This window comes from Alsobacter soli, from assembly GCF_003004785.1.
GTDB classification, from domain to species: Bacteria; Pseudomonadota; Alphaproteobacteria; order Rhizobiales; family Beijerinckiaceae; genus Alsobacter; species Alsobacter soli.
Window position 1 is genome coordinate 41,491 of sequence record NZ_PVZS01000027.1, and the last position, 22,899, is coordinate 64,389.

16 protein-coding genes are annotated in these 22,899 nt (G+C 70.4%); 12 read left to right on the plus strand and 4 right to left on the minus strand.

What is annotated here, in order from left to right:
- Window positions 1-440: 440 nt before the first annotated feature.
- Together SLNSH_RS19475 and SLNSH_RS19480 are read right to left on the minus strand one after the other, a co-directional pair.
- Window positions 441-2,060 (minus strand): phosphoenolpyruvate carboxykinase, encoded by a 1,620-nt coding sequence (locus SLNSH_RS19475; RefSeq protein ID WP_106339006.1) that lies wholly within the window; start codon window positions 2,058-2,060, stop codon window positions 441-443.
- Window positions 2,061-2,288: 228 nt separating this feature from the next.
- Window positions 2,289-3,026 carry a HugZ family pyridoxamine 5'-phosphate oxidase gene (locus tag SLNSH_RS19480; RefSeq protein ID WP_106339008.1) on the minus strand — a complete coding sequence of 246 codons (738 nt, stop codon included), beginning with the start codon at window positions 3,024-3,026 and terminating at the stop codon, window positions 2,289-2,291.
- Between the two features lie 225 nt (window positions 3,027-3,251).
- On the opposite strand from SLNSH_RS19480, the gene SLNSH_RS19485 reads away from it, so the two are divergent.
- The 5 genes from SLNSH_RS19485 to SLNSH_RS19505 all read left to right on the plus strand — a co-directional run bounded on the left by SLNSH_RS19485 (window position 3,252) and on the right by SLNSH_RS19505 (window position 7,046).
- Complete coding sequence (locus SLNSH_RS19485) at window positions 3,252-3,950, plus strand: response regulator transcription factor (protein ID WP_106339010.1); 699 nt, start codon at window positions 3,252-3,254, stop codon at window positions 3,948-3,950.
- A 46-nt stretch (window positions 3,951-3,996) separates the two neighbouring features.
- Entirely contained in the window at window positions 3,997-5,781 is a 1,785-nt protein-coding gene (locus SLNSH_RS19490; RefSeq protein ID WP_106339012.1) for a stimulus-sensing domain-containing protein, read from the plus strand.
- Window positions 5,778-6,245 (plus strand): HPr kinase/phosphorylase, encoded by a 468-nt coding sequence (locus SLNSH_RS19495; protein ID WP_158266827.1) that lies wholly within the window; start codon window positions 5,778-5,780, stop codon window positions 6,243-6,245. Before SLNSH_RS19490 ends, SLNSH_RS19495 begins: the two co-directional genes overlap by 4 nt.
- A 76-nt stretch (window positions 6,246-6,321) precedes the next feature.
- Window positions 6,322-6,723 (plus strand): PTS sugar transporter subunit IIA, encoded by a 402-nt coding sequence (locus SLNSH_RS19500; RefSeq protein ID WP_106339016.1) that lies wholly within the window; start codon window positions 6,322-6,324, stop codon window positions 6,721-6,723.
- Window positions 6,720-7,046, plus strand: coding sequence for an HPr family phosphocarrier protein (locus SLNSH_RS19505; RefSeq protein WP_106339018.1), 327 nt, complete (start codon window positions 6,720-6,722; stop codon window positions 7,044-7,046). Before SLNSH_RS19500 ends, SLNSH_RS19505 begins: the two co-directional genes overlap by 4 nt.
- A 138-nt stretch (window positions 7,047-7,184) precedes the next feature.
- Here the strand turns inward: SLNSH_RS19505 and SLNSH_RS19510 are convergent, their stop codons facing one another.
- Complete coding sequence (locus tag SLNSH_RS19510) at window positions 7,185-7,841, minus strand: L,D-transpeptidase (protein WP_106339020.1); 657 nt, start codon at window positions 7,839-7,841, stop codon at window positions 7,185-7,187.
- Window positions 7,842-8,005: 164 nt separating this feature from the next.
- Complete coding sequence (locus tag SLNSH_RS19515) at window positions 8,006-8,902, minus strand: DMT family transporter (protein WP_106339022.1); 897 nt, start codon at window positions 8,900-8,902, stop codon at window positions 8,006-8,008.
- 472 nt (window positions 8,903-9,374) lie between these two features.
- Between SLNSH_RS19515 and ybaK the strand changes: the two genes are divergently transcribed.
- The 7 genes from ybaK to addA all read left to right on the plus strand — a co-directional run.
- Window positions 9,375-9,845, plus strand: coding sequence for a Cys-tRNA(Pro) deacylase (ybaK, locus tag SLNSH_RS19520; RefSeq protein WP_106339027.1), 471 nt, complete (start codon window positions 9,375-9,377; stop codon window positions 9,843-9,845).
- Window positions 9,846-10,166: 321 nt separating this feature from the next.
- Window positions 10,167-11,573, plus strand: a complete 1,407-nt coding sequence (gene ahcY / locus SLNSH_RS19525) for an adenosylhomocysteinase (RefSeq protein ID WP_106339031.1) — start codon at window positions 10,167-10,169, stop codon at window positions 11,571-11,573.
- A gap of 358 nt (window positions 11,574-11,931) precedes the next feature.
- A complete protein-coding gene (locus tag SLNSH_RS19530; protein WP_106339035.1) occupies window positions 11,932-14,451 on the plus strand; it encodes a PAS-domain containing protein in 2,520 nt (839 codons plus the stop codon).
- A gap of 13 nt (window positions 14,452-14,464) precedes the next feature.
- Entirely contained in the window at window positions 14,465-16,033 is a 1,569-nt protein-coding gene (tsaE, locus tag SLNSH_RS19535; protein WP_106339038.1) for a tRNA (adenosine(37)-N6)-threonylcarbamoyltransferase complex ATPase subunit type 1 TsaE, read from the plus strand.
- Window positions 16,034-16,153: 120 nt separating this feature from the next.
- Complete coding sequence (locus tag SLNSH_RS19540) at window positions 16,154-16,888, plus strand: nucleotidyltransferase family protein (protein WP_106339042.1); 735 nt, start codon at window positions 16,154-16,156, stop codon at window positions 16,886-16,888.
- Entirely contained in the window at window positions 16,889-20,038 is a 3,150-nt protein-coding gene (addB, locus tag SLNSH_RS19545; RefSeq protein ID WP_106339046.1) for a double-strand break repair protein AddB, read from the plus strand.
- A 2-nt stretch (window positions 20,039-20,040) separates the two neighbouring features.
- A partial coding sequence (gene addA, locus SLNSH_RS19550; RefSeq protein ID WP_106339049.1) for a double-strand break repair helicase AddA occupies window positions 20,041-22,899 on the plus strand: 2,859 nt, incomplete at its 3' end.

Below are 22,899 nucleotides of genomic sequence, written 5' to 3' on the forward strand. Positions count from 1 at the left end.
TACGCACTTCGATAACGGCAGTTCAAATGTTGATCGACTCAGCAACGAAACCACCAGTTTAGGGTTGAACAACGCAACGTGACCATGTGCGGCGGTGCGCAGCCGGGTTGCGCCGATCCCGGGGCTGCTGCTCCAGGATCGGGCTCTGGGGCGAGGCTCAGCCGGGAGATGTCCTGCGGATGCTGGCCCCAATGAGTGGCCTTTTCCCCGGAGGCCGTCCTCAGATGGCGCGGCAAGACCTGGACCGACGCGGGAAGAAGCGAGCCGGAATGCCTCAAGCCGGTGTTTTCGTGGTTGCAGCAGCGATACGCAGCATCGCCATGACGCCGCGTGTCCTTGGCTGAAGCTTTTACTCCGCCGCGTGACGTGCGCCGGCCGGTGGGGATCGGAGCCCGAATTGAATCCGGGCTCCGCGGTTCACGGTCACTGGGCCCCGGCGGTTACTCCGCCGCCATCTGGTTCGACGGCGCTGCCGCCATCACGTCGGCGTCCACGTGGGCTTCGAATTTGGCGAAGTTGTCCTTGAACATGCCCACGAGCCGCTGCGCCATCTCGGCGAACTCCGCCTTGTTGGCCCAGGTCTTCACCGGATAGAGGATGTGCGGCTCGACGCCCGGAACCGAGGTCGGCACCGAGAAGCCGAAATAGGGGTCGGTGCGGAAGTCGGCGCGGTTCAGCGAACCCTCCAGCGCCGCCGTCAGCAGCCGCCGGGTGACGCGGATCGGCATGCGCCGGCCGACGCCGTACTTGCCGCCCGTCCAGCCCGTGTTCACCAGCCAGCAGTCCACGCCGTGCTTGGCGATAAGCTCGCGCAGCAGGTTGCCGTAGACCGAGGGGTGCCGCGGCATGAACGGCGCGCCGAAGCAGGTCGAGAACGTCGCCTGCGGCTCCGTCACGCCCTTCTCGGTGCCCGCCACCTTGGCGGTGTAGCCGGACAGGAAGTGGTACATCGCCTGCGCGGGCGTCAGCTTGGCGATCGGCGGCATCACCCCGAAGGCGTCGCAGGTCAGCATCACGATGTTCTTCGGGATCCCGGCGCGCCCCGTGAGCGAGGCGTTCGGGATGAAGTCGATCGGATAGGCGATGCGGGTGTTCTCGGTCCTGGAGCCGTCGTCGAAGTCGGGGACGCGGGTCTCCGGATCCAGCACCACGTTCTCCATGATGGTGCCGAAGCGCTCGGTGGTGGCGTAGATCTCCGGTTCGGCCTCGCGCGACAGCTTGATGGCCTTGGCGTAGCAGCCGCCCTCGAAGTTGAACACGCCAGCGGGCGCCCAGCCGTGCTCGTCATCGCCCAGCAGGGTGCGGTTCGGGTCGGCCGAGAGCGTCGTCTTGCCGGTGCCCGACAGGCCGAAGAAGAGCGCGACGTCGTCCTTGGCGTCCTTGGCGGTGTTGGCCGAGCAGTGCATCGGCATCACGCCCTTGGGCGGCAGCACGAAGTTCAGGTAGCCGAACACCGACTTCTTCATCTCGCCCGCATAGGACGAGTTGCCGATCAGCACGATCTTGCGGGTGAAGTCGCAGGCGATGATCGTTTCGCTGCGGCAGCCGTGGCGGGCCGGGTCGGCCTTGAACGAGGGCAGGTCCACGATCGTCATGTCGGGGATGAACGACGCGAGATCCTGCCACTCGGGGCGGATCAGCATGGTGCGGATGAACAGCGAGTGCCAGGCGTATTCCGTGAACACCCGCACCTTCACCCGGAAGTTCGGGTCGGCGCCGCCGTAAAGGTCCTGCGCGAACAGCTCCTTGCCCTTCGCGTGCTCCAGCATGTCGCCAAGCAGGATGTTGAAGTGCTCCGGCGAGATGGCGCCGTTGTTGTCCCACCACACGCTGTCGGCGGTGGTGGCGTCCTTCACGGTGAACTTGTCCTTCGGCGAGCGGCCGGTGTGCGCGCCAGTCTCGGCGACGATCGGGCCGCCCTGGGCCAGGATGGCCTCCTTGCGGGCGATAGCCTCCTCGTAGAGACGCGGCGTTTGCAGGTTCCAGAATACCCGTTTCAGGGTCTTGAAGCCGAACGCCTCGGCGCCGTGCGCGCCGTTGTAGGTCCCGACGTTGTCCACGATACTTACTCCTCGCACCCGCGCGGCGGCCCGGAGGCCGCAAGAAGGATTCGGGCCGGCAGCCGGCCAGGGCGCAGCCGCCAGCGGGCCCGGAAAGCGGGCCGCGTGTCGCGCCGCGGCCCAACAACCACGAGATGCTGGAGAGAACAAGTCGTTCGTTGGGCGAACGCTCACACCACGGTCGCTCGACTTATTGTTGCGCTGCAATGCTAATCGTTTTAGAGCGGTTTACTGCTGCGCCCGAGCTTGGTCGGCAAGTGTCCGGAAAGCAGTGCGCAAGGATCCGGGCGACGTTACCCGTTCCGCCCACAGGAGACGCCCGCGCTCATCTTCCAGGGCCAGGTCGCAACCCTCCGGATCGACGCCGGTGACCCGCCACGCCCCGGCGCGGCGGCCGAGGAGTCGCGTGGCGTAGAGCTCGACAGTTTCCGTGTGGTCGGCGTTCACGTGCTCCACCGCCTCCGGCTCGACGGAGACCAGCTCGCTGGCGTTGTCCAGGTCGAGCAGCAGGTCCCGTGGCTGGATGCTCACGATCCGCCCGAAGCCCGCCACCAGGTGGCACCCCGTCACCACCAGTCGGTAAAAGGCGAAATCGGCGAAGTCGGCGTAGAAGGCCGCGTCCGGCTGGGAGGCCAGGAAGCGCCGGCGCGCGCGTTGGTCGTCCGCCTTCTCGGCCCTTCCGGTGATGCTGATGCGCGGGTGGACCGATGGATCCCCGGAGCCCACCTGGGCCAGCAGGAGCGAGCACAGCGGGTTGGCCTGCAGGTTGCGGGTGTGCACGGCCAAGGTGGAGATGAGCAGCAGCGGCGTGCCGTCCACATCCGCAGCTGTCCCGACCAGGGACGCGAAGGGTCCTCCCGTGGCGGCGTCGAGGGTGGCGAGCGAGCCCCATCGCGTCGTTCGCAGCAGGCGCCGGGCCTCCGCGACCGAATTGAAGCCCTCCGCCGCCGTGTTCGGGTCCGCCATGGCGCGATCCTTCCTGCCCTTCAGCCCTGATCGGGCATGCGATGGTGGCGAAAATTCCAAATGATGATTACATCGATCAAGCACAGAGCCAAAGTGAGAGGGAACGCGTTGGCCTGTCGTCACATTGTCGCCGCGCTTGATGGCGAGCGTCCGCGCGCCCGTCACGGCCCGGCGCCAGCCGATCCGCTCTGACCATCGCCGGACAGGCAGAGGACCAGCCGAACTATGCCGACCATCGCCCTCGTCGACGACGACCGCAACATCCTCACCTCCGTGTCCATCGCGCTGGAAGCGGAAGGCTACCGCATCCAGACCTACACGGATGGCGCAGCGGCTCTCGACGGTTTGAAGCAGAACCCGCCCGACCTCGCCATCTTCGACATCAAGATGCCGCGCATGGACGGGATGGAGCTTCTGCGCCGCCTGCGCCAGAAATCCGATCTCCCGGTCATCTTCCTGACCTCCAAGGACGAGGAGATCGACGAGCTCTTCGGCCTGAAGATGGGCGCGGACGACTTCATCCGGAAGCCCTTCTCCCAGCGCCTCCTGGTTGAGCGCGTCAAGGCGGTGCTGCGCCGCTCGGGCGCCAAGGAGGTCGCCTCCCCCAAGGAAGGCGACGCCAAGGTCCTGGAGCGCGGCCTCCTCAAGATGGATCCCGAGCGCCACACCTGCACCTGGAAGGGCGAGCCGGTGACGTTGACGGTCACCGAGTTCCTGATCCTGCAGGCGCTGGCCATGCGCCCCGGCGTGGTGAAGAGCCGCAACGCCCTCATGGATGCGGCCTACGACGATCAGGTGTATGTGGACGATCGCACCATCGACAGCCACATCAAGCGGTTGCGGAAGAAGTTCAAGGCGGTCGACGACGACTTCGAGATGATCGAGACGCTCTATGGCGTCGGCTACCGCTTCAAGGAATCCTGAGAGCCGAAGGCGCTGCGGCGGAGGTCGCGCGCCGGTCCTGTGAGCCATGACCGCCCAAGCCGAGCGCAGCGCGATCCGCAAAGAGGAAAAGCCGGCCCGCCCCTCCCTGGGCGCGGCGATCGTGGCGCGCGCCCGCGCGCTCACGCGCCTCGCCATCCAGCGCGGCTCGTCGAGCCTCGTGCGCCGCATCGTGGTGCTCAACCTGGCCGGGCTGGTCGCCCTGCTGCTGGGGTTCCTCTACCTCAACCAGTTCCGCGAAGGCCTGATCGACTCCAGGGTGCAGAGCCTGCTCACCCAGGGCGAGATCATCGCCGGCGCGGTGGCGGCCTCGGCCACGGCCGACAATGACTCCGTCACCATCGATCCGGACAAGCTTCTGCAGCTCCAGGCCGGCGAGAGCGTCGGCTTCGGCGACGACAGCGCGACGGAGTTCTCCATCAATCCCGAGCGCGTTGGCCCGCTGTTGCGCCGGCTCGTGACCCCCACCCGCACCCGCGCCCGCATCTACGACCGGGACGGCTTCCTGATCATCGACTCGCGCTCGCTTTATTCGCGCGGCGACATCATGCGCTTCGAGCTTCCCCCGCCCACCGCGGAGGAGCCCACGATCATCGAGCGCACCTGGAACCAGTTCAAGCGCAGCTTCGGCAAGAACAACCTGCCCCTCGGCGAGGAGATCAACGCCGCCAACGGCCGCAACCTGCCCGAGGTCTCCCGCGCCCTCACCGGGTCTCCGGCCAGCGTGGTGCGCGTCAACGCCAATGGCGAGACCATCGTGTCCGTGGCCGTGCCCATCCAGCGCTTCCGGGCCGTGCGCGGCGCGCTGCTGCTGTCCACCCAGGGCGGCGACATCGACGGCATCATCGCCAGCGAGCGCTTCGCCATCCTGCGCGTCTTCGCGGTGGCGGCGGGCGTGATGATCGTCCTCTCGGTGTCCTTCGCCGGCACCATCGCGGGCCCGATCCGCCGCCTGTCCGCCGCCGCCGAGCGCGTGCGCCGCGGCGTGAAGGCCCGCGAGGAGATCCCAGACTTCACGGACCGGTCGGACGAGATCGGGCATTTGTCCGGGTCGCTCCGCGACATGACCAAGGCGCTCTATAGCCGGATCGACGCCATCGAGACCTTCGCGGCCGACGTGGCGCACGAGTTGAAGAACCCGCTCACCTCCCTGCGCAGCGCGGTCGAGACCTTGCCGCTGGCCCGCTCGGACCAGTCCCGCGGGCGCCTCCTCGAAGTCATCCAGCACGATGTGAAGCGCCTCGACCGCCTGATCAGCGACATCTCCGACGCCTCGCGCCTCGACGCCGAGCTCGCCCGCTCGGAGGCGGAGCCCGTCGACGTCATGCGGCTCCTGGAGACGGTCATTTCGGTCGCCAACGGTGTGCGCCGGGACGACGGCGTCTCCATCCGGCTGCAGGTGGCGCCCGACCCGCGCGGGCGCGACGCGTTCTTCGTGCTGGGCCACGACTCGCGCCTGGGGCAGGTCGTCAGCAACCTGATCGAGAACGCCCGCTCCTTCTCGCCCCATGGCGGCGAGGTGCGGGTGGGTCTGCGCCGCCTCGGGAGCACTGTCGAAATCGCCGTCGAGGACGATGGGCCCGGCGTGCCGAGCCACGCCCTGGAGCGCATCTTCGAACGCTTCTACACGGATCGGCCGGACCAGGGCTTCGGCCAGAACTCGGGGCTGGGCCTCTCCATCTCGCGCCAGATCGTCGAGGCCCACCGCGGGCGGATCTGGGCCGAGAACCGCATAGCGCCCGCCGCGGCCGGCCAGGAGCCGCGCTGCCTCGGGGCGCGCTTCCACGTCAGCCTGCCGGTGGCCAAGCCGTGAGCGCTGTCCCCGTCCACGCCTGCTGCGTCGTGGTGGGGGATGCGGGCGTGCTGATTCGGGGTCCGTCCGGCAGCGGCAAGTCGACGCTGGCGCGCCGCCTCCTGGACGAGGCCGCCCGCCGCGGCCTGTTCGGACGGCTCGTGTCGGACGACAACGTCCTGGTCGAGGCGCGCGGCGGTCGCGCGCTGGGCCGGGTGCGGCCGGCGATCGCCGGCGCCATCGAGATCCGCGGCCGCGGCATCCTCCATGGCGAGCATGAGCCTTCGGCCGTCTTGCGTCTTGTCGTCGACTGTGGCGTCAATGCTCTGGACAGGATGCCCGAAGCCGGGGACCTTGCCACGGTGGTGGAGGGCGTGACCCTTCCCCGGATCGTCGCAGGTCCGGACGAGGCGGACCGCGTCCTGCTCGCTCTGGGGCGCGGCCTGTTCGCGCCGCGGAACCCGGAACGGGACACTGCGTTGTAGGGGGTTGCACTTCCCACCGCATCGCACAAAATGAGGGCTTCGCGCGCTTTTCGGCGTGCGCTGGAGAGCAGTTTTCATGATCGGTATGGTGCTCGTGACGCACGGGCGGCTTGCGATCGAGTTTCGCGCCGCCATGGAGCACGTCGTGGGCCCGCAGCAGCAGGTCGAGACCATCACGATCGGGCCCGACGACGACATGGATCAGCGTCGTCAGGACATCGTCTCGGCCGTGGAGGCCGTGGACACCGGAGACGGTGTCGTGATTCTCACGGACATGTTCGGCGGCACCCCCTCCAACCTGGCGATCTCGGTGATGAACGGCGGCAAGACCGAGGTGGTCGCCGGCATCAACCTTCCCATGTTGATCAAGCTGGCCAGCGTCCGGGGCGAGTGCGATCTCGACAAGGCCGTCGTGCAGGCGCAGGAAGCGGGCCGGAAGTACATCAACGTGGCCAGCCGGGTGCTTGCGGGAAAATGAGCGACGACCCCACCGCCGATTGCGACTGTCCGCCTGCGCCCATCCCGGACGGCGCGCTCGTGCGCGAGTTCACCATCGTGAACCGCAAGGGCCTTCACGCCCGCGCCACCGCCAAGTTCGTCCAGTGCGCGGAGCGCTTCGAGTCCGCCATCCAGGTCACCCGCTGCGGCGAGACCGTGGGCGGCACCTCGATCATGGGCATCCTGACGCTCGGCGCCGGCATCGGCTCCACCATCACGGTCACGGCCGTGGGCGAGGACGCCGAGCAGGCCCTGGAGGCGCTGGGCGCCCTCGTGTCGAACCGCTTCGGCGAGGACGAGTAGCGCCTTCCGTCCTTGCGAGGAGCGCAGCGACGAAGCGCCCCGGAGCCGCGGACGCGGGGAGCAGGCGCTTCCGCGTCTCGTCGGACTGGCATGGCCCCGCTGCGCTCGCCATGAGGGCGGCGCAGCAGGTCCTTCCGCTCAGACCCGGTAATGCCCGTTGCGCTTCACCAGCACCGTCGCGCCCACCGGCACGCGGTTGTAGAGGTCGATCACGTCCTCGTTCAGCATGCGCACGCAGCCGCTGGAGACCTGCTCGCCGATGCTCCACGGCTCATTGGTGCCATGCAGGCGGAACAGGATGTCGCGGCCGCCCTGGTACAGGTAGAGCGCCCTCGCCCCGAGCGGGTTGTCCACGCCGCCCGCGCGGGAGCGCGGCAGGTCCGGGTGCAGCTTGACCATGGTCTTGGTCGGGCTCCAGCCCGGCCACACGCCCTTGCGGCCCACATAGGCCTGGCCGCGCCAGGAAAAGCCCAGCTTGCCGACGCCGACGCCGTAGCGCACCGCCTGCCCGCCCGGCTGCACGAGGTAGAGGAAGCGCTTGTCGATATCCACCACGATCGTCCCGGGCTTCTCCGGGCCGTCATAGGAGACGGTCTGCCGGTGAAACTCGGACGGGATCTTCGAACGGTCGACCAGCGGCAGGTCGTACTCGCCGTCCTTGGCGTAGCCCACATACCAGCTGGCGAGGTCGGGATCCGACATCATGTCGACGGTCTTCTGGGACGGACCGGCGGTGTTGCAGGCAGCGACGGCGGAGCTCGCCAGCAGGGCGAGAAGGGAACGGCGGGAAAGCATGGGCAGGCGGGGATCCTGTCTGGCGGGGTGGGTGCGGGCTATGCCGAAAGGTCAGGGCAGGACTAGCCGCTGGGGCCGGGGAGTCCAACCCTGGCCGGGCCTACGCAAAGATCCGGAGGTCGTTTGTTGCGGCGCCTGTGACCCAAGGGCCACGCCCGCGCCGGTCAGGCCGCCGCGGGCCGCCGGTTCACGAGCCAGATCCCGATGCACACCAAGGCGATGGCCGCCCCGAAGGCGGGCCGCAGCGGGTCCCCGAGCCAGGCCCACCCTGCGGCTGCGCCCACGAGCGGCGTGAGGAACGTGAAGGCCGCGAGCCGGGCGGACGGGTACACGGCCACCATCCAGAACCACGCGAGATAGCTGACGAAGCCCACGATGGCGGTCTGGTAGACGAGGGAGAACAGGATCGCCGGGGTCAGCTTGGTGATCCCTGGTTCGCCCGCCATGTAGGACAACGGCAGCAGCAGCGCCGCCGTGACCACGAGCTGGAAGAACAGCGTCCGGATCGCGCTGATGTTGGCGAGCCGAGTCTTGCGAATCACCATGGTGGCGGCGGCCCACATGAAGGCCGCGCCCAGGCACAGCGCATCGCCCAGCATGGCCGTGGGGTCGGACGCGCTCGCCCCGTCCCAGAAGGCCGCCGCGACGCCCAGGAAGGCCGCGCCCATCCCCGCCACCTGCCAGCCGACGAGGCGCTCCTTGGGCAGCAGGAAATGGGCGAACACCGCGATGGCGATGGGCGCCGTGTAGATGAAAAGGACCGCTCGCGCCGCGGTTGTGCGCGCCGCCCCCAGGAAGATGCCGACGAACTCCAGCGCGAACAGCGCGCCGACGACGAGGCCCGGCTTCCAGGCTCCGTCCGAGCCGATCAGCCGTACGCCCTGCAGCCGCGCCCAGCCGGCCAGCAGCAGCGCCGAGCCGACGGAGCGCAGGCCCGCCTGGAACAGCGGGCTCACGCCCTCCATGGCGATCTTCACGAAGACCTGCTGGATGCCCCACAGGACGCACAGCCCGATCAGGATCAGGACCGCGCGGCGGTCGACGTGGTCGCGTTTGATCATGGCGGGGCGGAACGGCAGGAGGACGAGCCTTCCTATCTAGCTGATGCGCCCGCGCCTTTACAGGCGGCGTGAGGCGGGTCGGCCATGCGATCGGCTTCAGCCGGCGATGGAGACGGTTAGGCGGGAGGTCCGTCGTGCGCTTGCCCCGCCGAAGGCCATGCGCTGGCTCGGCGCAGGCCGGACGCCACGCGCCAGAACAGACCTGTCGCCAAAACGGCCGATAAAGTCGACCCAGCAGCCGAAGTGAACCGCCAAGACCAGGCCCAAAGAAAAAGGGCCGCGAGACGCGGCCCCAAGTCCAGGGAGGAAATGCCCGAAGCGGGCACGGCTGAAGAACGCCGATCTCTTGAATAGGTTCTCTCCGTCCTAGAAACAATTGGTAGAATCGCGGACTCGGACTTGACCTTAAGCCCTTGGTCGATACCTCTTGCGACTTCGGCCCGCCGCGCGCCGAAGATCGAAGAGCCGTGAAATGTCCCGAAAAACACCCGCAACGGTTGTGCTCGACAGGGCAGGTCTCGAATACGAGCTGTTTACGTACGAATATGACCCCAACGCCGAGCAGATCGGGCTTCACGCCGCTGAGAGCTTGGGCGAGGACCCGGCGCGGGTGCTCAAGACCTTGATGGCTCTCGTGGACGGCAAGCCGGTCTGCGTTGTTGTGCCGTCCGACCGCGAGGTGGCCATGAAGAAGCTCGCCGCAGCCGCAGGCGGCAAGTCCGCCCAGATGATGAGACCCGCGGACGCCGAGCGGGTCACCGGCTACAAGGTGGGCGGCATCAGCCCCTTCGGCCAGAGGAAGGCCGCGCCCGTCTTCGTGGAGGCTGGGGCGATGGGCCACGAGCGCGTCTACGTCAACGGCGGGCAGCGCGGGCTGCAGATCCGTCTTCAGCCACAGGCGCTGGTCGAGGGCTTGCGCGCAAAGGTCGCCCCTCTGGTGTAGCTCGCACTTTTCAACCTCTCACGCGTCCCCGTCATTGCGAGGAGCCCGGAGGGCGACGAAGCAATCCAGGGGGATGGGCGCCATAGCGACCGCGGGTGAAAGGGCCCGCGCCAACGGCCCCTGGATTGCTTCGTCGCTGCGCTCCTCGCAAGGACGGAGGAGGTGCGGCGTTGGCGCGCAGCGAAGCGGAAANGTGCGGCGTTGGCGCGCAGCGAAGCGGAAACCATCGCATAAAGACTTCTTTATGTCTTTATTGCCGCTGGGGCGCTCCCGTGATAGGAGTGCGGCGCCATTTCAGTTCCGAACCCCAAGGGGCGCACCATGACCCATCACTTCAGCGACTACCGCGTCGCCGACATTGGCCTCGCCGACTGGGGCCGCAAGGAAATCGCCATCGCCGAGACCGAGATGCCCGGCCTCATGGCGACCCGGGCCGAATACGGCCCGGCGCAGCCGCTGAAGGGCGCCCGCATCGCCGGCTCGCTGCACATGACCATCCAGACGGCGGTGCTCATCGAGACGCTCAAGGCCCTGGGCGCCGACGTGCGCTGGGCCTCGTGCAACATCTACTCCACCCAGGACCATGCCGCCGCGGCAATCGCGGCTGCCGGCACGCCGGTCTTCGCCGTCAAGGGCGAGAGCCTGGAGGACTACTGGGAATACACCCACCGCATCTTCGAGTGGGCCGACGGCGGCACGCCGAACATGATCCTGGACGACGGCGGCGACGCCACCCTCCTCATTCACCTCGGCATCCGCGCCGAGAACGGCGACACGGCCTTCCTGGACGGCGCCACGAACGAGGAGGAGGAGGTCCTCTTCGCCGCCATCAAGAAGCGGCTGAAGAGCAACCCGGGCTGGTATGCGCGCAACGGCCAGGCCATCAAGGGGGTCACCGAGGAGACCACCACGGGCGTGCATCGCCTCTACCAGATGCAGAAGGAGGGCAAGCTCCTCTTCCCGGCCATCAACGTCAACGACAGCGTCACGAAGTCGAAGTTCGACAACCTTTACGGCTGCCGCGAGTCGCTGGTGGACGGCATTCGCCGCGGCACGGACGTCATGATGGCCGGCAAGGTCGCGATGGTTGCGGGCTTCGGCGACGTGGGCAAGGGCTCGGCCGCCTCCCTGCGCAACGCCGGCTGCCGCGTGATGGTGTCCGAGATCGATCCGATCTGCGCCCTGCAGGCCGCGATGGAGGGCTACGAGGTCATCACCATGGAGGAGGCGGCGCCCCGCGCCGACATCTTCGTGACCGCGACCGGCAACGTCGACGTGATCACCGTCGAGCACATGCGCGAGATGAAGGACCGCGCCATCGTGTGCAACATCGGCCACTTCGATTCCGAGATCCAGATCGGCGGGCTGCGCAACTTCAAGTGGCACAACGTGAAGCCGCAGGTCGACGAGGTCGAGTTCCCCGACGGCAAGCGCATCATCGTGCTGTCCGAGGGGCGCCTGGTGAACCTGGGCAACGCCACGGGCCACCCCTCCTTCGTGATGTCGGCCTCCTTCACCAACCAGACGCTCGCGCAGATCGAACTCTGGACGAAGCAGGGCCAGTACGAGCGCAAGGTTTACACCCTGCCGAAACACCTGGACGAAAAGGTCGCCGCGCTTCACCTCGACAAGATCGGCGTGAAGTTGACCAAGCTCTCGGACAAGCAGGCGGGCTATCTCGGCTTGCCGCAGCAGGGCCCCTTCAAGCCCGAGCACTACCGCTACTGACAGCAGGACCGTCTCGGACGGGCCCGAAAAAGGCCGGTTCAAGCCCGGCTCCTTCCGAAACTGCAACCCGGCCGCAACACGGTCGGGTTGTTTCGTTTCGGGGCGCCCGAAACTGGGCGTCAACCCCTGGTTAACCCTTCCGGGCGGAGTCCAGACGGAGATATGGTGACGGTGATTCGGGCGCACGCGTTGCGGCGGAGGCGGCGCGAATCTGGACTGCGGGGGCGGTCCAACATCGATCGACCAGGGCGCGAGCGGCGCGTGCCTGGGTGGTGGGGCAGCCCGAGGGCTGAGAGGGGCGACGCGCGCCAGCGCGCCGGCCTTTTCGGCCCACGGGCGCGACATGAGAGGCGCGAGGATGGCCGATGGACGGCAGACGCACGGGATTCGTCGCGACCGCCCGTCGAAGACGCGCGCCGGCGCCCGGCTGCTGAGCCTGCTCGCCTCCACCGCGCTGGCCACCGGCGTCGCCCGCAAGGCTTCCGCAGCGTCCCTTGTCGATGTGGTCGGCATCCTGCCGCAGCGGCTGGATCCCCACGGCGCCATTGGCCTGGCCGTCTTCGCCGGCCTCGTGATGTTCGCCACCACGACGGCGCTGATTCACCTGGGCCAGCGGCGGAAGTGGGGCGAGCGCGAGGCGGCGCTCGCGGCGGAGAACGCCGACCTGCGCGCCCGTTGCGACCGCGCTGACATCCTGCTGGCCGCCGAGCCCCAGGTCGTGATCGCCTGGGGCGGACGATCCGGCGAACCCGATATCGAGGGCGATGTCTCGATCGTGGGCGACATGCCGGTGGCCCGCAGGGTCCTGGGCTTCGGCTCCTGGCTGCCGCCCGCCCAGGCCCAGGCCGTGGAGCAGGCCGTCGACCGCTTGAAGCAGCGCGGCGAGAGCTTCAAGATGACGGTCCGAAGCGTAGGCGGCCGCATCCTGGAGGCGGAGGGCCGGCCCGTGATGGGCCGCGCCGTGCTGCGCATCCGCGAAATCTCCGGGGACCGGCTGGAGCTGCTGCACCTGCGCGACCAGGTCCAGCTCGCCACCGCCGACCTGCTGGGTTTCCGCGCCATCCTGGATGCGCTCCCGCAGCCGCTCTGGCGCCGCGACCTCGAGGGCCGGCTCACCTGGGTCAACGCCGCCTACGCCCGCGCGGTCGAGGCCCCCGACGCGGACGCGGCAGTGGCGGCGGGGCTCGAGTTCCTGGACAAGGCGGCCCGGGAGGACGTGCAGCGAGCCCGGTCCCGATCCGCCATGTTCGACGGCCAGTGCGCCGCGGTGGCGGCCGGCCAGCGCCGCATCTACCACGTGCTCGACGTCGCCACGGGCGACGGCTCCGTCGGCATGGCGACGGACGTGTCGGACCGCGAGGCGCTGCGCCTGGAGCTCGCCCGGCTCAACGAGAACCACGCCGTCACGCTGGACCAGTTGCCCACAGCGGTGGCCGTGTTCGACAGCGCCAAGCGCCTGCGCTTCTGCAACGCGGCCTACCGCGACCTCTGGCAGCTCAGCGCCGCCTTCCTGGACACCCACCCGACGGACGGCGAGATCCTCGACCGCCTGCGCAGCGAGCGCCGCCTGCCGGAGCAGGCCGACTACCGCGGCTGGAAAAAGGGCGTCCTGGAGGCCTACCGCTCGCTCGAGCCCAAGGAGAGCAGCTGGTACCTGCCGGACGGGCGCACTTTGCGCGTGGTCACGAACCCGAACCCGGACGGCGGCGTCACCTACCTGTTCGACGACGTCACCGAGCGCTTCCAGCTCAAGACCCAGTTCAACGCGCTCATGCGCGTCCAGGGCGAGACGTTGGACACCCTCAAGGAAGGCGTGGCGGTGTTCGGCACCGATGGCCGCCTCAAGCTGCACAACCCGGCCTTCGCCTCCATGTGGCGGCTCGCCCCCTCGGCCCTGGCGGAGCGCCCGCACATCGAGAGCGTGATCGCCCACGCGCGCGAGCTGCATCCCGAGCAGGACGACTGGAACGCCATCCGGGGGGCGGTGGCGGGCCTCAGCGACAGCCGGCAGGGCGTGGCCATGCGCATGGAGCGCCGGGACGGCTCCGTGCTCGACTGCGCCGCCGCCCCGCTGCCGGACGGCGCGACCCTGATCACCTTCGTGGACGTGACCGCCAGCGTGAACGTCGAGCGCGCCCTGAAGGAGCGCAACGAGGCCCTGGAGAAGGCCGGGCAGCTGCGAGAGAGCTTCGTCCACCACGTCTCCTACGAGCTGCGCTCGCCGCTCACCAACGTGATCGGCTTCACCCAGCTCCTCGCCGAGGGCGCGATCGGCCCGCTCAACGAGCGCCAGAAGGAATACGCGGGTCACATCCTGCGCTCCTCCGCGGCCCTCATGGCCATCATCGACGACATCCTGGACCTCGCCACCATCGACACGGGCGAGATGGCGCTGCAACTCGGCCGCGTGGACATCCGCGAGACGATCGAAGCCGCCGTGGCCGGCGTTCAGGACCGCATCGCCGAGAACAAGAACCGCCTCGTGCTCGACGTGCCCGCCTCCATCGGGGCCATGGTGGCGGATGGCAAGCGGGTCCGGCAGGTCCTGTTCAACCTGCTGTCCAACGCCGTGGGCTTCTCGCGCGAGGGCCAGACGGTGACGCTCAGCGCCGAGCGCACCGACCACGACGTCGTCTTCCGCGTCCGGGACGAGGGTCAGGGCATCCCGCCCGAGCTCATCGACAAGGTTTTCGACCGCTTCGAGAGCCATTCCGGCGGCTCCCGCCATCGCGGAGTCGGACTCGGGCTCTCGATCGTGCGATCCTTCGTCGAGCTGCACGGCGGCAAGGTGAGCATCGCGTCCAAGCAGGACAGGGGAACCGTGGTCACCTGCGTGTTCCCCGTGAACGGCGTGCCGTCGCGCGCAGCGGCTGAGTAAGGAGACCTGCGTCATGGTCGATGAGCCTGCGCGCCCGTCCGCGCCCGAATCGCGCTGGGTCGTGCGCCTGCCCGACGAGCGCGCCACCGCGCGCCTCGCGCGCGAGCTCGCGCCCCTCATGCGCCCGGGCGACCTGCTCACGCTCTCGGGCGACCTGGGCGCGGGCAAGACCACGTTCGCGCGCGCGCTCGTGCGCGAGCTCACGGGCGAGCCCGCCCTCGAGGTCCCGAGCCCGACGTTCACGCTCATGCAGGCGTACGCGGCCCCGCGCTTCGCCATCGTGCACGCGGACCTGTACAGGATCGCGAGCGCGGACGAGCTCGCGGAGCTCGGGTGGGAGGAGGCGGCCGAGGACTCGCTGGTGCTCGTGGAGTGGCCCGAGCGCGTGCCCTTCCTGCTCGCGGCCGAGCGCCTGGACGTGGCGCTGCGCCTGGACCCCGGGGCCGGCGACGCGGCGCGCGTGGCCGTGCTCACCGGGGTGGGCGCCTGGGCGGGCCGCATCGAGCGCGCCCGCGCCACGCACGAGCTCCTCGCCCACTCGGGCTGGGCGCAGGCCAGGCGCGAGCACCTGCAGGGCGACGCCTCCACCCGCGCCTACGAGCGCCTGTCCCTGGGCGACCAGACCGCCATCCTGATGATCGCGCCGCGCCGGCCGGACGGCCCGCCCGTGCGCATGGGCCGCCCCTATAGCGCCATCGCCCGCCTCGCCGAGAGCGTGCACCCCTTCGTGGCGCTCGCCGACGGCCTGCGCGCCCGCGGCTTCAGCGCGCCCGCCATCCTGGCCAGCGACCTCGACGCCGGCCTGCTCCTGCTGGAGGATCTCGGGTCCGAGCCCGTCGTGGACGAGAACGGCCCCATGCCGGCCCGCTACGCCGAGGCCTCCGCCGTGCTGGCGACCCTGCACGGCATGGACCTGCCGGACACGCTGCCAGTGGAAGGCGACGCCGACCACGTCATCCCGCCCTACGACATCGAAGCCTACCTGATCGAGGCCGAGCTGGTGCTGGACTGGTACGTGCCGCACATCCTCGGCTCGGAGGTGTCGGGCTCCGTCCGCAGCTCTTTCGTGAACCTGTGGCGCGCCGCCCTGGAGCCGATCGTGGCGACCCCGGCCACCTGGACCCTGCGCGACTTCCATTCCCCCAATCTGATCTGGCTCCCGGAGCGGGAGGGCGTCCAGCAGGTCGGCCTCCTCGATTTCCAGGACGCCGTCATGGGCCACCCGGCTTATGACTGCGTGTCCCTGATGCAGGACGCCCGCGTCGATGTCCCCGAAGAACTCGAGATCAAGCTGCTCGGCCATTACGCCCGCCTGCGCAAGGCCGCGGACCCGAGCTTCGACATGGGGGACTTCGCCCACGCCTACGCCGTACTGGGCGCCCAGCGCGCCACCAAGATCCTGGGCATCTTCGCCCGCCTGGACCGCCGGGACGGCAAGCCGCAATACCTGAAGCACCTGCCCCGCATCGAGCGCTATATCCGCCGCGACCTGTCCCATCCGGTGTTGTCGGACCTCAGGAGCTGGTATGAGACGAATCTGCCGACGCTCTTCGCGAACGGCGATTCGGCGCCTCTCGTCTAGGGTTGTCAGGAGGCCGCGGTTGTCCTCCGGGCGCGCCCGGAGGCTGCCCCGCAGCCAGGGCCGGTCCGGGGAGCAGGGGACGCGCGGACGCTCATCGACCGTGGGACCAGTCAGACCTTCATGCCCGCCCAGACCACATCGACGCCCGACCACGCCATGGTGCTCGCCGCCGGCCTCGGCACGCGCATGCGGCCGATCACGGATTCGATCCCGAAGCCTCTCGTCGAGGTCGCCGGCCGCGCCCTGATCGACCATATCCTCGACCCGCTGGCCGAGGCTGGCGTGAAGACCGCGGTGGTGAACGTCCACTACCGCGCCGACCAGATGGAGGCGCACCTCCGGGAGCGCGCCAGGCCGAGGGTGATCGTGTCGGACGAGCGCGACCTGCTGCTCGATTCCGGCGGCGGGGTGAAGAAGGCGCTCCCCCAGCTGGGCCGCAAGCCCTTCTTCGTGCTCAACGCCGACTCCTTCTGGATCGACGGCCCCCGCTCCAATCTCGATCGGCTCGCGGAGGCCTTCGACCCCGCCCGCATGGATATCCTGATGCTGGTGGCCTCGACTGCCACGTCGACCGGCTACGACGGGAAGGGCGACTTCCTGATGGACCCGGAAGGCCGCTTGAGCCGCCGCCGCGAGCGCATCGTCGCGCCATTCGTGTACGCAGGCGTCATGCTGCTCAGCCCGGCGCTGTTCGCCGACACGCCGGACGGGCCGTTCTCGCTCAACCTGCTGTTCGACCGCGCCATGGAGCGCGAGCGGCTGTTCGGGCTGCGCCTCGACGGGCTCTGGCTGCACGTGGGCACGCCGGACGCCATCGCGCAGGCTGAGCGCAGCCTGGTGCAGAGCGCGCTCTGAATGGAGGCGCCGACCCGCGTCTACACCATCTCGCCGGGCGCGCCCTTCCTGGCGACGCTCGCGGACGCGCTGCTGGAAGGCCGCGTCATCCCGGGCTGGCCGGAGCGCGGCGACCCGCTGGCCCTTGCTGAAGCCACCATCTTCCTGCCCACCCGGCGCGCCGCGCGCGCCTTCGCGACGCTCCTGGCCGAGCGGGTGGGGGCCGGCGCCGTCCTGCTGCCGCGGCTCATGCCGCTCGGCGACGTGGACGCGGCCGAGGAGGCGGCGCTCTTCGACGCGCTGCGGGGCGGCCTGGACGATCCCGCCCTGCCGCCCGAGGCGCCGGAAACCCAGCGCCGGCTGGAGCTGGCCCGCCTCGTCCTGGCCTGGGCCAGGCAGGTGGACCGGGCCATCCTGAAGCTGGACGAGAACGAGCCGCTCCTGGTGCCGTCCTCCCCGGCCGACGCCCTGGGGTTGGCCGCGGACCTGGGCTCGCTGATCGACACCCTGTCCATTCACGGCAAGACCTTCGAGGACGTGCACAAGCTCGTCCCGGACCGCTTCGACCCCTACTGGGACATCACCCGCCGCTTCCTCGCCATCGCGGCCGAGGCCTGGCCGGAGAACGCCCGCCAGAATGGCGTGATGGACGCCGCGCTGCGCCGTCACCAGGTGCTGACCGCCGAGGCGGAGCGCCTGCTGCGCGACCGGCCGGATGCGCCCATGGTGGTGGCCGGCTCCACCGGCTCCATGCCGGCCACCGCCGCGCTGATCGGCGCGGTGGCGCGCCTGCCCCGCGGCGCCGTTGTGCTGCCCGGCCTCGACCTGCGGCTCGACGAGCCCTCCTGGCGGCGCATTCCGCCCGATGGCGCGGACGCCGGCCACCCTGGCCATCCCCAGGCCCTCCTGTCGCGGCTCATCGGCGAACTGCGCGTCCCGCGCGCCGCCGTGGGGGAGCTCGGCCGCCCCGCGCCGGCCCTGGAGGCGCGCGAGCGCTTCCTGTCGGAGGCGCTTCGCCCGGCCGAGACCACGGACCTCTGGGCCGCAGAGGCGGGCCGCCTGCCCTCTGGGCTGGCCGCGGAGGCCCTTGCCGGCATCGCCGTGGTGGAGGCTGCGGACGACCGCGAGGAGGCCCAGGCCATCGCGGTCGCGCTGCGGCACGCGCTGGAAGACCCCCAGGCCACGGCCGCCCTGATCACGCCGGACCGCACATTGGCCGAGCGCGTCTGCGCCGAACTGAAGCGCTGGGACATCCCGCTCGACGACTCGGCCGGCCAGCCGCTCGGCCGCACCGGGCCGGGCGTGCTGGCCCGGCTCACGGCCGAAGCTGCCGCCGAGGACTTCGCCGCTGCGCACCTACTGGCGCTCTTGGATCACCCGCTCTGCCGCCTTGGCCTGCCGCGGACCGCAGTGCTGCGGGGCCGCTCGGCCCTGGAGATCGGCGTGCTGCGCGGCCCCGTGCTGCCCCGGGGCCTGGAGGCGCTTGCCGCCGCGATGGAGCGCGCCGAAATCGCCAACAACGACGCGGAGAAGCGCAAGCGCATGCCGGGCGCCCGCAAGCGCCTTCATGCGGCCGACTGGCAGGCCGCCCGCGACGTGGTCGCTGCGCTCCGCCAGGCCTTCGCGGGCTTTCAGCCGGCGAGCGGCGCGGTCGACCTCGTCGCCCTCGTCGGCGCCCACCAGGCGGCCCTGGAGGCGATCGGCCAGCCCGCGCCCGAGGAGGGCGGGGGCGCCTTCGCGGACCCCGCCGGGGAGGAGCTCCTGGCCCTTTTCGACGAGGCGACCCAGCGCCCGGTCTCCGGCATCGAGGGCCGCTTCTCCGATTACCCGGCCTTCTTTTCCGGCCTGATGAGCGGGCGCGTGGCGCGCCGCCCGGACGTCGGCCACCCGCGCCTGCGCATCTGGGGCCTGCTGGAGGCGCGCCTGCTCACGGCGGACCTCGTCGTCCTGGGCGGCCTCGACGAGAAGACCTGGCCGCCGGAGGCGCGCAGCGACGCCTTCCTCAACCGGCCCATGCGGCAGGAACTGGGGCTGCCCTCGCCCGAGCGGCGCATCGGCCAGACCGCCCACGACTTCGTGCAGGCCATGGGGGCCCGACGCGTGATCCTCACCCGCGCGCTCAAGCGGGGAGGGGACCCGACCGTCCAGTCGCGCATGCTCCAGCGCATGCAGGCCGTGGCCGGCAAGGAGGTCTGGAAGGACTGCCGGGAGCGCGGCGAGCGCCTCCTGGCGCTCGCGCGCCTGCTGGATCGGCCCGCAGCGGTGGCCCCGGCCCGGCGCCCGCGCCCCAAGCCTCCAGCCGACAAGCTGCCCACGCGCCTCAGCGTCACCGAGATCGAGACGCTGGTGCGCGACCCCTACTCCATCTACGCCAAGCACGTGCTGCGGCTCGACCCCCTGGACGACCTCGCCGCCGAACCGAGCGCCGCCGTGAAGGGCGTGCTGATCCACGAGGTGATCGGCCGCTTCGCCAAGGCCTTCCCGAAGGAGTTGCCCGGCGACGTCGCCTCGGTCCTGCTCGCCTACGGGCGGGAGGAGTTCGCGCAAACGCCCGAGCTGCGCGACCGCCCGGACGTGGTGGCGTTCTGGTGGCCCCGTTTCGAGCGCATGGCCGCCTACCTGGGCGACTGGGAGCGCCGTCGCCGCGCCGGCGGCCTCGCCGTGGAGGCCGAGATCGGCGGCAAGCTCGCCATGATGCTCGCCGACGGCTCGACCTTCGAGCTGACCGGCCGGGCCGACCGGATCGAGCTGCTCCGCGCCGGCGGCTTCGCCATCGTGGATTTCAAGACGGGCGCCATGCCTGGCGTGAAGGAGGTCCGGGTCGGCTTCAGCCCGCAGCTCACCCTGGAGGCCGCCATGGCCAAGCGCGGCGCGTTCCAGAACGTGCCGGCGGGGCTGAGGACCGAGGAACTGCTCTACGTGAAGCTTTCCGGCGCGGCGGAGGCCGGGCAGGAGCGGAGCATCGCGGATCCGAAGCAGCCCTTCGACGTGGACGAGCTCGCCGAGGAGCACCTGGAGAACCTGCAGAAGCTGCTCGCCGACTATCGCGCCGGGGAGCGCGCCTTCCTGTCCCGCCCGCATCCGAAGTTCGCCAAGCGCTATGCGCCGTATGACCACCTCGCGCGCGTCCGGGAGTGGTCGCTGGCCGGCGCCGAGGGCGAGGAGGGCTGACGGTGAGCGAGACCCTGCGCGTCCCCGAATCGACCCGCCTCGCCCAGCTGGAGGCGTCCCATCCCCGGGCGTCCGCCTGGGTGTCCGCCAATGCGGGCTCGGGCAAGACCTACGTGCTGTCGCAGCGGATCATCCGGCTGCTGCTGGACGACGTGAGCCCCGGCAAGATCCTGGCGCTCACGTTCACCAAGGCGGCCGCCGCCAACATGGCGACGCGCGTCTTCTCCATCCTGTCCCAGTGGGTGACGCTGGAGGACGCGGCGCTCTCTCGCGAGATCGAGAGGCTGGACGGCGCAGCGCCTGGCCCCGCGCGCCTCGCCTTGGCCCGCCGGCTCTTCGCCCGCGCGGTCGAAACGCCCGGCGGCCTCAAGATCCAGACCATCCACGCCTTCTGCGAGCGCGTGCTGCATCTCTTCCCATTCGAGGCGAACGTCGCCGCCCGCTTCGAGGTGCTGGACGACGCGGCCGCGGCCGAGATGATGGCGCTCGCCCGCGCCCATGTGCTCACCCACGCGCTGGGCGACGGCGACCGGCAGCTCGCCGAGGCGCTGGCCCTCGTCAACGAGGTGGCGGGAGAGGACGGCTTCGCCAGGCTGATGACGGAGGCCCTGTCGCTGGGGCCCGTGCTGGCGCAGTTCGGCCGCGGCCGCCCCGGCATCGAGGACCTCTGCGAGAGGCTCGCCGAAGCCCTCGGCCTCGCGCCGGGCGAGACCATCGGGGACATCGAGACCCGCATCCTGGAGGGCGGCTTCCGGCCGGCGGACTGGCCCACCCTTTGCGAGCGCTTCAGGATCGACGGCAAGTCCACGGAGGCCAAGCACGCCGAGGCCTTGGCGCGGGCCGCCGAGGCGAGCGGCGCGGAACGCCTCTTCGGCTATCTGTCGGTGTTTCTCACCGACAAGCTGGAGCCCCGGGCCGACACCTTCCTCACCAAGGGCTTCTGCGCCGCGAACCCGGCGCTCGCGGACCGGCTCAAGGCCGAGCGCGGCCGTGTCCACGCCCTGCTCGACCGTCGCAAGGCTGCCGAGGCGGTGGCCCGCACCCGGGCGCTGCTGCTGCTGGCCGACGGCGTGATCGCCCACTACCAGCGCCAGAAGAGCCAGCGCGGGGCGCTCGACTTCGACGACCTGATCCGCAAGACGCTGGCGCTGTTCAGCCGCAGCGACGCCGCCTGGGTGCTCTACAAGCTCGACCAGGGCGTCGACCACGTGCTCGTGGACGAGGCCCAGGACACCAGCGACCCGCAATGGAGCATCCTGCGCGCCCTGACGGAGGACTTCATCTCCGGCGCGGCCCTGACCGAGCGCGTGCGCACGATCTTCGCCGTGGGCGATCCCAAGCAGTCGATCTTCTCCTTCCAGGGCGCCTCGCCGGAGGCGTTCGAGACCTCCCGGCGCTATTTCGCGGAGCGCATCGGCCGGCTGGAGGCCGAGGACGCGGAGCGCTGGGCCTGGCGCGAGCGGCCGCTCACGCTGTCCTTCCGCTCCGCCCCCGACGTGCTGCGCAGCGTCGACGACGTCTTCGCCGACGCGCAACACCATGCCGGCCTGAACCGCGGCGATCCGGTTGCGACCGTCCACCAGAGCGCCCGCGCCGAGGCGCAGGGACTGGTCGAGATCTGGGACGTGGAGACGCCGGTCGTCACCCAGGACCCGGACGCCTGGTCCAAGCCCCTGGACGCCCCGGACGAGCGCGCGCCCAGCGTTCGCCTGGCCGAGCGCATCGCCCGCCAGATCCGGCGCTGGATGACGGTGGGCGACGCCGGCGGCCAGCGCATCCGGCCGGGCGAGGTCCTCATCCTGGTGCGCAACCGCAACGCCTTCTTCGAGGCGGTGATCCGCGCCCTCAAGGACGCGAACGTGCCCGTGGCCGGCGCCGACCGGCTCGCGCTCACAAGCCACATCGCCGTCATGGACCTGCTGGCGCTGGGCCGCGCCTGCCTGACCCCGCAGGACGACCTTACGGTGGCGGAGGTGCTGAAATCCCCCCTCGTCGGCCTGTCCGAGGAGGAGCTTTACGAACTGGCCGTCGACCGCCCCGGCAGCCTGTCGCGGGCCCTGGCCGCCGCTGCGGAGCGCGAGCCGTTCCGGCCCGCCCAGGAGAAGCTCGCGCGCTGGAAGGCGCTGGCCGCCTCGACGGGGCCGTTCGGCTTCTACGCCGCCGTGCTGGGCCCGGGCGGGGGCCGCCGCGCCATGCTGTCGCGGCTCGGCCCGGAGGCGGGCGACGCGGTCGACGAGTTCCTGCGCCTCGCCCTGGAGCACGAGCAGCGCGAGACGCCCTCACTGGCGCTGTTCCTCCACGCCATGGAAAGCGCGGACATCACCGTGAAGCGCGACATGGAGGCGGGCCGGGACGAGGTCCGCGTCATGACCGTGCACGGCGCCAAGGGGCTCGAGGCCTCGGTGGTTTTCATGGCCGACACCTGCTCGGCCCCCAACGGCCGCCACGACGCGCCCATCCTGCGCGTGACCTGGCAGGACGGCCCCGACGCCAAGCTCCTGCCGGTGTGGTCGCCCAGCAGCGGCTACGACTCCGCCGTGATCCGCGCCAGCCGCGAGGAGGCGCGCGAGGCGGCCCGGGACGAGTACCACCGCCTTCTCTACGTCGCGATGACCCGCGCCAAGGACCGGCTCTATATCTGCGGCTTCGAGGGCGCCCAGAAGCGCGCCCCGAACTGCTGGTACGACATGGTCCGCCGCAGCCTGGAGCCGTTCATGGCGCAGGTCCCGGCCGAGGACGGCCGCGGCGACGTGCTCCGCCGCCAGAGCCGCCCCTTCGCGCCGCCAGCCGCCGCCGGGAGGGAGGCGGCGGCGCAAGCGCCCGTCGCGCCCGCCTGGCTGGCGACGCCGGCCCGCCCGGAG

Coding starts and splice junctions, on each gene's coding strand:
- SLNSH_RS19480 (WP_106339008.1), bottom strand. CDS start 3,026: ATGGCGGACCCGAACACGGCGGCGGAGGGCTTCAATTCGGTCGCGGAG.
- SLNSH_RS19485 (WP_106339010.1), top strand. CDS start 3,252: ATGCCGACCATCGCCCTCGTCGACGACGACCGCAACATCCTCACCTCC.
- SLNSH_RS19490 (WP_106339012.1), top strand. CDS start 3,997: ATGACCGCCCAAGCCGAGCGCAGCGCGATCCGCAAAGAGGAAAAGCCG.
- SLNSH_RS19500 (WP_106339016.1), top strand. CDS start 6,322: ATGATCGGTATGGTGCTCGTGACGCACGGGCGGCTTGCGATCGAGTTT.
- SLNSH_RS19505 (WP_106339018.1), top strand. CDS start 6,720: ATGAGCGACGACCCCACCGCCGATTGCGACTGTCCGCCTGCGCCCATC.
- SLNSH_RS19510 (WP_106339020.1), bottom strand. CDS start 7,841: ATGCTTTCCCGCCGTTCCCTTCTCGCCCTGCTGGCGAGCTCCGCCGTC.
- SLNSH_RS19515 (WP_106339022.1), bottom strand. CDS start 8,902: ATGATCAAACGCGACCACGTCGACCGCCGCGCGGTCCTGATCCTGATC.
- ybaK (WP_106339027.1), top strand. CDS start 9,375: ATGTCCCGAAAAACACCCGCAACGGTTGTGCTCGACAGGGCAGGTCTC.
- ahcY (WP_106339031.1), top strand. CDS start 10,167: ATGACCCATCACTTCAGCGACTACCGCGTCGCCGACATTGGCCTCGCC.
- SLNSH_RS19530 (WP_106339035.1), top strand. CDS start 11,932: ATGGCCGATGGACGGCAGACGCACGGGATTCGTCGCGACCGCCCGTCG.
- tsaE (WP_106339038.1), top strand. CDS start 14,465: ATGGTCGATGAGCCTGCGCGCCCGTCCGCGCCCGAATCGCGCTGGGTC.
- SLNSH_RS19540 (WP_106339042.1), top strand. CDS start 16,154: ATGCCCGCCCAGACCACATCGACGCCCGACCACGCCATGGTGCTCGCC.
- addB (WP_106339046.1), top strand. CDS start 16,889: ATGGAGGCGCCGACCCGCGTCTACACCATCTCGCCGGGCGCGCCCTTC.